Below are 12327 nucleotides of genomic sequence, written 5' to 3'. Positions count from 1 at the left end.
GAAATGGTGATGCCGGGCGATAACGTGTCGATCACCGTCAAGCTGATCGCCCCGATCGCGATGGAAGAAGGTCTGCGCTTCGCAATCCGCGAAGGCGGCCGTACCGTCGGCGCCGGCGTGGTTGCCAAGATCATCGCCTAAGCAGTAAATAGCTTCACACCGGGAGGGACGTTCCTGTTCCTCCCAACAACAGAGTGTTGCGCGGTGCGTCCGCACCGCGTATAATGCTCGATTCAGCTAGAAGTTTATGTAGGGGAGTAGCTCAATTGGCAGAGCRKCGGTCTCCAAAACCGMAGGTCGGGGGTTCGAGTCCCTCCTCCCCTGCCACCGAATTCGGTGCTCAGCACCCGAAAGTAAATTAAGTATGTCTAATCAATCCGTGCAAACCGTCAGCACCTCGAACGACAAGTTCAAGGTTGCGCTGGCAGCGATTGCTACGATTGCAGGCGTGGTTGGCTTTTTCATTCTGAAAGGCCAGAACAAACCAGCTCTGGTGTGCGCAGGCGCACTCGTGGCTGGTTTGGTCGTTGCCGTCCTGCTGTTGTGGACTTCCGCTACCGGGCGCGACTTCCTGGGCTTCGCCAAAGAGGCCGTGCGCGAGACGAAGAAGGTTGTTTGGCCCACTCGCAAGGAAGCGACCCAGATCACCATGGTGGTTTTCGGTTTCGTCCTTGTGATGGCGATTTTCCTGTGGGGCACGGATAAGATTCTCGAATTCCTGATGTACGACGTGATCCTGGGGTGGAAACAATAATGAGCGAAAACGTGCAAGATAACGTGCCGGGCGACGCCCCGGCACAAGACGCTGGTGCGCCGCTGAGTACTCCGGTCAGCAACAAGCGCTGGTACGTCGTGCATGTCTATTCCGGCATGGAAAAGAGYGTGATGCGCGGCCTGACCGAACGCATCGAGCGCGGCGGCATGCARGAACAATTCGGCCGCATCCTGGTCCCGACCGAAGAAGTTGTCGAGGTCAAGAACGGCAGCAAATCGGTGTCCGAGCGCCGCTTCTTCCCGGGTTATGTGCTGGTCGAGATGGAAATGACCGACGAGTCCTGGCACCTCGTGAAGAACACGCCGAAAGTCACCGGCTTCATCGGCGGCAAGAGCAACAAGCCGACCCCGATCCCGGCCCGCGAAATCGACAAGATCATGCAGCAGGTCCAGGAAGGCGTCGAAAAGCCGAGGCCCAAAGTGCTGTACGAAGTGGGCGAACAGGTGCGTATCAAGGAAGGCCCGTTCACCGACTTCAACGGCAACGTCGAGGAAGTCAACTACGAAAAATCGAAGGTGCGTGTCACTGTCACCATCTTCGGTCGCGCAACTCCGGTGGAACTGGAGTTCGGGCAGGTAGAGAAAGTCTAAAAGCGCTGAATCGGAGCGTCGCAGCAGCAAGGCGGAATCCGGTAAGAGGAGCTCCGCCTGATAAGTGGTACAGGTGGAGCGCTACCACTCAATCGAGAGATTAGGAGCCATCATGGCAAAGAAAATCATCGGTTTTATCAAGCTGCAAGTGCCGGCTGGTAAAGCAAACCCCTCCCCCCCGATCGGTCCGGCCCTGGGCCAGCGCGGYCTGAACATCATGGAATTCTGCAAGGCCTTCAATGCCAAGACCCAAGGCATGGAACCGGGCATGCCGATTCCGGTGGTGATCACCGCCTTCGCGGACAAGTCCTTCACCTTCGAGATGAAGACCCCGCCGGCGACCTACCTGATCAAGAAGCTGTCGGGCGTCACCAAGGGTTCGGCCAAGCCGCACACCGACAAGGTCGGCACCCTGACCCGTGCCCAGGCTGAAGAAATCGCAAAAACCAAACAGCCGGACCTGACCGCTGCCGACCTGGACGCCGCTGTGCGCGTCATCGCCGGCTCGGCACGTTCGATGGGCATCACGGTGGAGGGTATCTAAATGGCTAAGCTGTCCAAGCGCGTCAAAGAAATGAAAGCCAAAGTGGATCGTAACAAGGTCTACGCTTTCGACAACGCAGTCGCAATCGTCAAAGAATTCGCTACCGCCAAGTTCAACGAGTCGATCGACGTCGCCGTCCAGCTGGGCGTGGATCCGAAGAAGTCGGACCAGGTCGTTCGCGGTTCCGTCGTTCTGCCGGCAGGTACCGGCAAGACCGTGCGCGTCGCTGTGTTCGCACAGGGCGACAAGGCCGAGCAGGCTAAAGCCGCCGGCGCCGACATCGTCGGTATGGAAGACCTGGCAGAGCGCGTGAAGGCCGGCGACATGCCGTTCGACATCGTGATCGCTTCGCCGGACACCATGCGTATCGTCGGTACCCTGGGTCAGATCCTGGGCCCGCGCGGCCTGATGCCGAACCCGAAGGTCGGCACCGTGACCCCGGACGTCGCTACCGCCGTCAAGAACGCCAAGGCCGGTCAGGTTCAGTACCGTACCGACAAGGCTGGTATCGTTCACGCCACCATCGGCCGCAAGTCGTTCTCGGACGAACAGCTGAAGACCAACCTGGTCGCACTGATCGACGCCCTGAACAAGGCCAAGCCGGCATCGTCGAAAGGCGTGTACCTGCGCAAGGTCGCTCTGTCGTCGACCATGGGCGCTGGCGTCCGCGTCGACCAGGGCACCCTGGCTGCCTAAGAAATAACGGAGCGTTAGCGCTCTTCGACGAAGCCGGATTGACTGGCTTCTTCGACGAAGCCAGGTTAACTGGCTTCGTCGTCCCCGCGAAGGCGGGGATCCAAGTTTTAGACCCTGTAGTTGTTACGCGGGGCAGATCTTTGGGCTGGTGGGGCAACCCGCCAGGCAATCAAAGACCGTTGGGCCGAAAGCAGAGCGAGTTTTAGCATTGGCCGGAGGTTAATAGACAAACCCAACGCAGATGGCGAACCCGAACAAGTTTTGTAGTCGATGCTTTTGTCGTACTTCTTAACTTCGGACGCCGTGTTCGAACCGATGCGGGGGATGTCCCTCACATCATTTAAGGAGATTGACCGTGGGTCTTAATCTGAATGACAAAAAGGTCGTCGTCGAAGAAGTTAGCGCAAAAGTAGCAACCGCGCAAACCATCGTCGTCGCCGAGTACCGTGGCATCCAGGTTAGTGCTCTGACGAAACTCCGTGCAAATGCTCGTTCGCAGGGTGTGTACCTGCGTGTTCTGAAGAACACGCTGGCACGTCGCGCTGTGGAAGGCACCCAGTTCGCACCGCTGGCTGAGACCATGGTTGGTCCGCTGATCTACTCGATCTCGGATGACGCCGTTGCCGCAGCTAAAGTGATCGCTGACTTCTCCAAAACCAACGACAAGCTGGTGGTGAAGGGCGGTAACTACGCTGGTAAGAACCTGGATGTCGCTGGCGTCACCGCGCTGGCAAGCATCCCGAGCCGTGAAGTCCTCATCGCCCAGCTGCTGGGCGTCATGCAGGCTCCGGTTTCCGGCTTTGCACGAGTTCTGGCTGCCGTGGCAGCACAAAAAGGCGAAGGTTCCGCAGCTCCGGCAGAAGCCGAAGCGGAACCGGCAGCGGCTGAATAAGCCCTGGCTTTTTTGCTCAAGTACTAATCACACACTAAATATTTGGAGTTTCAAATGGCAATTAGCAAAGAAGAGTTCCTGGACGCAGTTGGCGCAATGTCGGTCATGGAACTGAACGACCTGGTCAAGGCTTTCGAAGAGAAGTTCGGCGTGTCGGCAGCTGCAATGGCAGCCCCGGCAGCTGGCGGTGCCGCTGGCGCCGGCGCAGCCGCTGCTGAAGAGCAGACCGAATTCAACGTCGTGCTGGCTGAAGTCGGCGCGAACAAGGTCGGCGTCATCAAGGCCGTCCGTGAAATCACCGGTCTGGGCCTGAAAGAAGCCAAGGACCTGGTCGACGGCGCACCGAAGACCGTCAAGGAAGCCCTGCCGAAAGCTGACGCTGAAGCCGCCAAGAAGAAGCTGGAAGAAGCTGGCGCCAAGGCCGAGCTCAAGTAATACATATGCAAAGGGCGCTGGCAACGGCGCCCCGAGCCGGAGTCAAAGCTTGCAGACCCCCGCCGGAAGGTGGGATATGCGGCTTTGGCTCTTTTGTCGTCCCTGCAGCACTTGTACGACCCCGGCAGCACAGCAGTAATCAGCAGTAATCGTATCACAGCAGTACCGGCTGTCCCTTAATACCTGGCGGAACGCGACGAGTTTTGAGGCCTTGCATGTGGTGCGTCGACCACTGGCAATTCCTGAAGTCTCATCCCTTTCTGTCACTCACGGAGTGTCCATGCACTACTCATTTACTGAGAAGAAACGCATTCGCAAGTCGTTCGCGAAGCGCGCCAACGTTCACAACGTTCCCTATCTCCTGGCTACGCAGCTGGAGTCTTACGAGAATTTCCTGCAGGCGGACGCAGGTCCCTCCGCACGCAAGAACGAAGGCCTGCAGTCGGCTTTCAGCTCCATTTTCCCGATCGTGTCGCACAACGGTTTTGCGCGCCTCGAGTTCCTCTCATACGTGCTGGGTGACCCCGCTTTCGACGTCAAGGAATGCCAACAACGCGGTCTGACCTTCGCGTCGCCGCTGCGCGCCAAGGTGCGTCTGGTGATCCTGGACAAGGAATCGCCGACCAAGCCGGTCGTGAAAGAGATGAAGGAACAGGAAGTGTACATGGGCGAACTGCCGCTCATGACCGCCAACGGCTCGTTCGTCATCAACGGCACCGAACGCGTGATCGTCTCGCAGCTGCACCGCTCGCCGGGCGTGTTCTTCGAGCACGACCGCGGCAAGACCCACTCGTCGGGCAAGCTGCTGTTCTCGGCACGKATCATTCCCTACCGCGGCTCCTGGCTGGACTTCGAATTTGACCCGAAGGACATCCTGTTCTTCCGCGTCGACCGCCGCCGCAAGATGCCGGTGACGATCCTGCTGAAAGCCATCGGCATGACGCCGGAGCAGATCCTCGCCAACTTCTTCGTGTTCGACAACTTCAATCTGCGCTCGGAAGGCGCGGAACTGGAATTCGTGGCCGAGCGCCTGCGCGGCGAAGTCGCGCGCTTCGACATCGTCGATCCGAAGACCGGCAAGACCCTGGTGCAAAAAGACAAGCGCATCAACGCCAAGCACGTGCGCGACATCGAAGCCGCCGGCATCACCTATATCTCGGTGCCGGAAGACTACCTGGTCGGCCGCGTGCTGGCCAATAACGTGGTCGACGGCGAAACCGGCGAGATCATCGCCAACGCCAACGACGAGCTGACCGACGAGCTGCTGGGCAAGCTGCGCGACGCCAACATCGCGTCCATCCAGACCCTGTACACCAACGACCTGGACCAGGGCGCCTACATCTCGCAGACCCTGCGCACCGACGACACCGCCGACCAGACCGCCGCACGCGTGGCGATCTACCGCATGATGCGTCCTGGCGAACCGCCGACCGAAGAGTCGGTGGAAGCCCTGTTCAACGGCCTGTTCTACAGCCCGGAACGTTACGACCTGTCGGCCGTCGGCCGCATGAAGTTCAACCGCCGTATCGGCCGTGACGAACTGGTCGGCGACATGACCCTGTCGAACGAAGACATCCTGGCCGTGATCAAGATCCTGGTCGAGCTGCGCAATGGCCGCGGCGAAGTCGACGACATCGACCACCTGGGTAACCGCCGCGTGCGTTGCGTGGGCGAACTGGCCGAGAACCAGTTCCGCGCCGGTCTCGTGCGCGTCGAGCGCGCCGTCAAGGAGCGTCTGGGCCAGGCCGAAGCCGACAACCTGATGCCGCACGACCTGATCAACAGCAAGCCGATCTCGGCCGCGATCCGCGAATTCTTCGGTTCGTCGCAGCTGTCGCAGTTCATGGACCAGACCAACCCGCTGTCGGAAATTACGCACAAGCGCCGCGTTTCCGCACTGGGCCCGGGCGGCCTGACCCGCGAACGCGCCGGCTTCGAAGTGCGCGACGTGCACCCGACCCACTACGGCCGCGTGTGCCCGATCGAAACGCCTGAAGGCCCGAACATCGGCCTGATCAACTCGCTGGCACTGTATGCCCGCCTGAACGAATACGGCTTCCTGGAAACCCCGTACCGCAAGGTCGAAGGTTCGAAAGTCACCGACAAGATCGAATACCTGTCGGCGATCGAAGAAGGCCGCTACATCATCGCCCAGGCGAACGCCGCGATCAACGCGGAAGGCCAGCTGGTCGACGAACTGGTGTCGGCACGTGAAGCAGGCGAAACCATCCTGGTCTCGCCGGAACGCATCCAGTACATGGACGTGGCCCCGGGCCAGGTCGTGTCGGTGGCAGCTTCGCTGATTCCGTTCCTCGAGCACGATGACGCGAACCGTGCACTGATGGGCGCCAACATGCAGCGCCAGGCCGTGCCTTGCCTGCGTCCGGAAAAAGCCTTCGTCGGTACCGGCATCGAGCGCACCGTGGCGGTCGACTCGGGCACCACCGTGCAGGCCACCCGTGGCGGCCTGGTCGACTACGTCGACGCCGGCCGTGTGGTGATCCGCGTGAACGACGACGAGGCGCAAGCCGGCGAAGTCGGTGTGGACATCTACAACCTGATCAAGTACACCCGTTCGAACCAGAACACCAACATCAACCAGCGTCCGATCGTGAAAGTGGGCGATCGCGTGGCACGCGGCGACGTCATCGCCGACGGCGCCTCGACCGACCTGGGCGAACTGGCACTGGGCCAGAACATGCTGGTGGCCTTCATGCCGTGGAACGGCCTGAACTTCGAGGACTCGATCCTCATCTCGGAGAATGTCGTCAAGGACGACCGCTACACCTCGATCCACATCGAGGAACTGTCGGTGGTTGCCCGCGACACCAAGCTGGGCCCTGAAGAAATCACCCGCGACATCTCGAACCTGGCTGAGAACCAGCTGGCGCGTCTGGATGAATCCGGCATCGTCTACATCGGCGCCGAAGTGCAGGCCGGCGACGTGCTGGTCGGTAAGGTGACCCCGAAAGGCGAAACCCAGCTGACCCCGGAAGAGAAGCTGCTGCGCGCGATCTTCGGCGAAAAAGCGTCCGACGTGAAGGACACCTCGCTGCGCGTGCCGTCGGGCATGGTCGGTACCGTGATCGACGTGCAAGTCTTCACCCGTGAAGGCATCGTCCGCGACAAGCGCGCCCAGCAGATCATCGACGACGAGCTGAAGCGCTTCCGCCTGGACCTGAACGACCAGCTGCGTATTGTCGAAGGCGACGCCTTCCAGCGTCTGGAACGTCTGCTGGTCGGCAAGACCGTCAACGGCGGTCCGAAGAAGCTGGCCAAGGGCGCCGTGATCAGCAAGGAATACCTGGCTGACCTCGACAAGTTCCACTGGTTCGACATCAGGCCGAGCGACGACGAAACCGCCAACGCACTGGAGGCGATGAAGGAGTCGATCAACGAGAAGCGTCACCAGTTCGACCTGGCCTTCGAAGAGAAGCGCAAGAAGCTGACCCAGGGCGACGAGCTGCAGCCGGGCGTGCAGAAGATGGTCAAGGTCTACCTGGCCGTCAAGCGCCGCCTGCAGTCGGGCGACAAGATGGCAGGCCGTCACGGTAACAAGGGTGTGGTCTCGCGTATCGTTCCGGTGGAAGACATGCCGTTCATGGCTGACGGTACCCCGGCCGACGTCGTGCTGAACCCGCTGGGCGTGCCGTCGCGTATGAACGTCGGTCAGATCCTGGAAACCCACCTCGGTTGGGCAGCGAAGGGTCTGGGCCTGCGTCTGGGCGAAATGATCAAGGCCAAGGCACAGACCGAGCAGCTGCGCGCTTTCCTGGGCAAGATCTACAACGAGACCGGCAAGTCGGAAGACCTGGACAGCTTCAGCGACGAGGAAATCGTCGAACTGGCGAACAACCTCAAGAACGGCGTGCCGTTCGCGACCCCGGTGTTCGACGGTGCGCACGAAGATGAAATCCGCCGCATGCTGGATCTGGCCTTCCCGGACGAGATCGCGGCCCACCTGGGCATGACCCCGTCGAAGAACCAGGTCACGATGTACGACGGCCGCACCGGCGAAGCATTCGAGCGCAAGGTCACCGTCGGCTTCATGCACATGCTGAAGCTGCACCACCTGGTCGACGACAAGATGCACGCCCGTTCGACCGGCCCGTACTCGCTGGTGACCCAGCAGCCGCTGGGCGGTAAAGCCCAGTTCGGTGGCCAGCGCTTCGGTGAGATGGAGGTGTGGGCACTGGAAGCGTACGGCGCCTCGTACGTGCTGCAGGAAATGCTGACCGTGAAGTCGGACGACGTGAATGGCCGTACCAAGGTGTACGAGAACCTGGTCAAGGGCGACCACGTGATCGATGCAGGTATGCCGGAATCGTTCAACGTGCTGGTGAAAGAGATTCGTTCGCTGGGTATCGATATCGATCTGGAACGCAACTAAGACAGCAGTACGGTACCGCGGCTATGCCGGTACCGTCGTCCCCGCGAAGGCGGGGACGACGAAGTAAGCGTAGCGTGGTAGGAAGTAAAGAATTCAATCACCCGGAGTGATAAATGAAAGCACTGCTCGATCTATTCAAGCAAGTTCAGCAAAACGAGAGCTTCGACGCCATCAAGATTGGCCTGGCGTCGCCCGAGAARATCCGTTCGTGGTCGTACGGYGAAGTGAAGAAGCCGGAAACSATCAACTACCGKACSTTCAAGCCGGARCGYGAYGGCCTGTTCTGCGCCAAGATCTTTGGYCCGATCAAGGACTACGAGTGCCTGTGCGGCAAATACAAGCGCCTGAAGCACCGCGGCGTGATCTGCGAGAAGTGCGGCGTCGAAGTCACGCTGGCCAAGGTGCGCCGTGAGCGCATGGGCCACATCGAGCTGGCCTCGCCGGTCGCCCACATCTGGTTCCTGAAATCGCTGCCGTCGCGTCTGGGCATGGTCCTGGACATGACCCTGCGCGATATCGAACGCGTTCTGTACTTCGAAGCATACGTCGTGACCGATCCGGGCATGACCCCGCTGAAGAAGTGCCAGATCATGTCGGAAGACGACTACGCCGCCAAGTACGAAGAGTACGGCGACGACTTCACCGCATTCATGGGCGCCGAAGGCATCCGTGAACTGCTGCGCTCGATCGACATCGACCGCGAAGCCGAAGCGCTGCGCGTCGAACTGAAAGAGTCGAAGTCGGAAGCGAAGATCAAGAAATACGCCAAGCGCCTGAAAGTGCTCGAGGCATTCCAGCGCTCGGGCATCAAGCCCGAGTGGATGATCATGGAAGTGCTCCCGGTTCTGCCGCCGGASCTGCGTCCGCTSGTYCCGCTGGATGGCGGCCGTTTCGCGACSTCYGACCTGAACGACCTATAGCGCCGCGTCATCAACCGTAACAACCGTCTGAAGCGCCTGATGGAACTGCGCGCGCCGGAAATCATTACGCGTAACGAGAAGCGCATGCTGCAGGAAGCAGTGGACTCGCTGCTGGACAACGGCCGTCGCGGCAAGGCGATGACCGGCGCCAACAAGCGTCCGCTGAAGTCGCTGGCCGAAATGATCAAGGGTAAGGGCGGCCGCTTCCGTCAGAACCTGCTGGGCAAGCGCGTCGACTACTCGGGCCGTTCGGTCATCGTGGTGGGTCCGCAGCTGAAACTGCACCAGTGCGGCCTGCCGAAGCTGATGGCCCTGGAACTGTTCAAGCCCTTCATCTTCAACAAGCTGGAACTGATGGGTCTCGCGACCACCATCAAGGCTGCGAAGAAGCTGGTCGAGCAGCAGGAACCGGTGGTCTGGGACATCCTGGAAGAAGTCATCAAAGAGCACCCGGTCATGCTGAACCGTGCGCCGACCCTGCACCGTCTGGGTATCCAGGCGTTCGAGCCGGTGCTGATCGAAGGCAAGGCAATCCAGCTGCACCCGCTGGTCTGCGCGGCGTTCAACGCCGACTTCGACGGTGACCAGATGGCMGTYCACGTSCCGCTGTCGMTCGAAGCSCAGMTSGAAGCCCGCACCCTGATGCTGGCCTCGAACAACATCCTGTTCCCGTCGAACGGCGAACCGTCGATCGTGCCGTCCCAGGATATCGTGCTGGGTCTGTACTACGCGACCCGCGAGGCGATCAACGCCAAGGGCGAAGGCATGATGTTCCCGGACGTGTCGGAAGTCATCCGCGCGTACGACAACAAGGAAGTCGAGCTGGCGACCCGCATCACCGTGCGTATCGTCGAGTTCCCGAAGAACGAGCAGGGCGGTTTCGACCAGACCCTGACCCGCTACGAGACCACGGTCGGCCGTGCGATCCTGTCCGAGATCCTGCCGAAAGGCCTGCCGTTCTCGGTGCTGAACCGCGCGCTGAAGAAGAAGGAAATCTCGAAGCTGATCAACACTTCGTTCCGCAAGTGCGGCCTGCGCGCCACCGTCGTGTTTGCCGACAAGCTGATGCAGTCGGGCTTCCGTCTGGCGACCCGCGCCGGTATCTCGATCGCCGTGGACGACATGCTGATCCCGGACGTCAAGAAGACCATGATCGCGACCGCCGAAGCGGAAGTGAAGCAGATCGAGCAGCAGTACGCTTCGGGTCTGGTCACCGCCGGCGAGCGTTACAACAAGGTCGTCGACATCTGGGGCAAGACCTCGGACGAAGTCGGCAAGGCGATGATGGACCAGCTGAAAGTGGAACCGGTCGTCAAGCGCGACGGCAGCCACGGCACCCAGGAATCGTTCAACGCGATTTACATGATGGCCGACTCGGGCGCCCGTGGTTCGGCAGCCCAGATCCGTCAGCTGGCCGGTATGCGTGGCCTGATGGCCAAGCCGGACGGCTCGATTATCGAGACGCCGATTACCGCGAACTTCCGCGAAGGCCTGAACGTTCTGCAGTACTTCATCTCGACGCACGGCGCCCGTAAGGGTCTGGCCGACACCGCGCTGAAGACCGCGAACTCGGGTTACCTGACCCGCCGCCTGGTCGACGTGACCCAGGACCTGGTGGTGATCGAGGACGATTGCGGCACCACCAACGGCACGCACATGAAGGCGATGGTCGAAGGCGGTGAAGTCATCGAGCCGCTGCGCGACCGTATCCTCGGCCGCGTCGCAGGTACCGACATCGTCAATCCGGAAACGCAAGAGACCCTGTTCGAAGCCGGCACCCTGCTGGACGAAGACATGGTCGAAGAGATCGAGCGCGTCGGTATCGACGAAGTCAAGGTTCGCACCCCGCTGAACTGCGACACCCGTTATGGCCTGTGCGCGAAGTGCTACGGCCGTGACCTGGGCCGCGGCATGCTGGTGAACAGCGGCGAAGCGGTCGGTGTGGTCGCTGCGCAGTCGATCGGTGAGCCGGGTACCCAGCTGACCATGCGTACCTTCCACATCGGTGGTGCGGCATCGCGTGCGGCGGTGGCATCGTCGGTCGAAGCCAAGTCGAACGGCACGGTCCGCTTCACCGCGACCATGCGTTACGTCACCAACGGCAAGGGCGCGCAGATCGTCATCTCGCGTTCGGGCGAAGTGCTGATCACCGACGACCACGGCCGTGAGCGCGAGCGTCACAAGGTGCCGTACGGCGCGACCCTGACCGTCCATGACGGCATGGTGGTGAAGGCCGGCGTGGCGCTGGCAACCTGGGATCCGCTGACCCGTCCGATCATCACGGAATACGGCGGCACGATCAAGTTCGAAAACGTGGAAGAGGGCGTCACCGTCGCGCGCCAGGTCGATGAGGTCACTGGCCTGTCGACCCTGGTGGCGATCGATCCGAAACGCCGCGGTTCGGGCAAGACCCTGCGTCCGCAGGTCAAGCTGCTGAACGAAGAAGGCCAGGAAGTCAAGATCGCCGGCACCGAGCACGCCGTGACGATCGGCTTCCAGGTCGGCGCGCTGATCATGGTGAAGGACGGCCAGCAGGCGTCGGTGGGTGAAGTGCTGGCACGTATCCCGACCGAGTCGCAGAAGACCCGTGACATTACCGGTGGTCTGCCGCGCGTTGCCGAGCTGTTCGAAGCCCGTTCGCCGAAAGACGCCGGCATGCTGGCGGAAGTCACCGGTACGGTCGCCTTCGGTAAGGAAACCAAGGGCAAGCAGCGCCTGGAAATCACCGACATGGACGGCAACAAGCACGAGTTCCTGATCACCAAGGACAAGCAAGTGCTGGTGCACGACGGCCAGGTGGTGAACAAGGGCGAGATGATCGTGGACGGCCCGGCCGATCCTCAGGACATCCTGCGCCTGCTGGGTATCGAAGCGCTGGCCCGCTACATCGTCGACGAAGTGCAGGACGTGTACCGTCTGCAGGGCGTGAAGATCAACGACAAGCACATCGAGGTGATCGTTCGCCAGATGCTGCGCCGCGTGCAGATCGTCGAAGCCGGCGACACCGACTACATCGTCGGCGAGCAGGTCGAGCGTTCGGAACTGCTGCAAGCGAACGACCGCATCGAAGCCGCGGGGCCGCGGG

At 61.0% G+C, this 12327-nt stretch carries 8 protein-coding genes, 1 tRNA gene and 1 pseudogene; all 10 read left to right on the top strand.

All coding sequences use genetic code 11. The features are described 5' to 3' along the window. The coding region (locus AC1DIX_RS26695) for an EF-Tu C-terminal domain-related protein (protein WP_460826231.1) at positions 1 to 141 on the top strand (141 nt) is incomplete at its 5' end. A gap of 110 nt (positions 142 to 251) precedes the next feature. Beyond that, positions 252 to 327: transfer RNA gene (locus AC1DIX_RS26690), tRNA-Trp, on the top strand. Between the two features lie 37 nt (positions 328 to 364). Then, positions 365 to 754, top strand: a complete 390-nt coding sequence (gene secE / locus AC1DIX_RS26685; RefSeq protein ID WP_442124886.1) for a preprotein translocase subunit SecE — start codon at positions 365 to 367, stop codon at positions 752 to 754. Continuing rightward, the gene (gene nusG / locus AC1DIX_RS26680) at positions 754 to 1365 is read left to right on the top strand and encodes a transcription termination/antitermination protein NusG (RefSeq protein WP_442124885.1); all 612 of its coding nucleotides are present in this window, start codon (positions 754 to 756) and stop codon (positions 1363 to 1365) included. Before secE ends, nusG begins: the two co-directional genes overlap by 1 nt. A gap of 112 nt (positions 1366 to 1477) precedes the next feature. Further along, positions 1478 to 1909 carry a 50S ribosomal protein L11 gene (gene rplK / locus AC1DIX_RS26675; RefSeq protein WP_258846865.1) on the top strand — a complete coding sequence of 144 codons (432 nt, stop codon included), beginning with the start codon at positions 1478 to 1480 and terminating at the stop codon, positions 1907 to 1909. Beyond that, entirely contained in the window at positions 1910 to 2605 is a 696-nt protein-coding gene (gene rplA, locus AC1DIX_RS26670; RefSeq protein WP_442124884.1) for a 50S ribosomal protein L1, read from the top strand. A 355-nt stretch (positions 2606 to 2960) separates the two neighbouring features. Further along, entirely contained in the window at positions 2961 to 3497 is a 537-nt protein-coding gene (rplJ, locus tag AC1DIX_RS26665) for a 50S ribosomal protein L10 (protein WP_442124883.1), read from the top strand. A gap of 54 nt (positions 3498 to 3551) precedes the next feature. Next, complete coding sequence (gene rplL / locus AC1DIX_RS26660) at positions 3552 to 3932, top strand: 50S ribosomal protein L7/L12 (protein WP_442124882.1); 381 nt, start codon at positions 3552 to 3554, stop codon at positions 3930 to 3932. Positions 3933 to 4212: 280 nt separating this feature from the next. Further along, positions 4213 to 8322 carry a DNA-directed RNA polymerase subunit beta gene (rpoB, locus tag AC1DIX_RS26655; RefSeq protein ID WP_442124881.1) on the top strand — a complete coding sequence of 1370 codons (4110 nt, stop codon included), beginning with the start codon at positions 4213 to 4215 and terminating at the stop codon, positions 8320 to 8322. A gap of 113 nt (positions 8323 to 8435) precedes the next feature. Further along, a pseudogene (rpoC, locus tag AC1DIX_RS26650) lies at positions 8436 to 12327 on the top strand (DNA-directed RNA polymerase subunit beta'); the annotation flags it as partial.

The organism is Massilia sp. 05N420, assembly GCF_056397205.1.
Note: the sequence above shows the minus strand (reverse complement) of the source record. Positions and strands in the feature narration are given on the sequence as shown.

Bases quoted from the DNA above. Each gene is read 5' to 3' on its own strand.
- secE (WP_442124886.1), top strand. From the start codon at position 365: ATGTCTAATCAATCCGTGCAAACCGTCAGCACCTCGAACGACAAGTTC.
- rplA (WP_442124884.1), top strand. From the start codon at position 1,910: ATGGCTAAGCTGTCCAAGCGCGTCAAAGAAATGAAAGCCAAAGTGGAT.
- rplL (WP_442124882.1), top strand. From the start codon at position 3,552: ATGGCAATTAGCAAAGAAGAGTTCCTGGACGCAGTTGGCGCAATGTCG.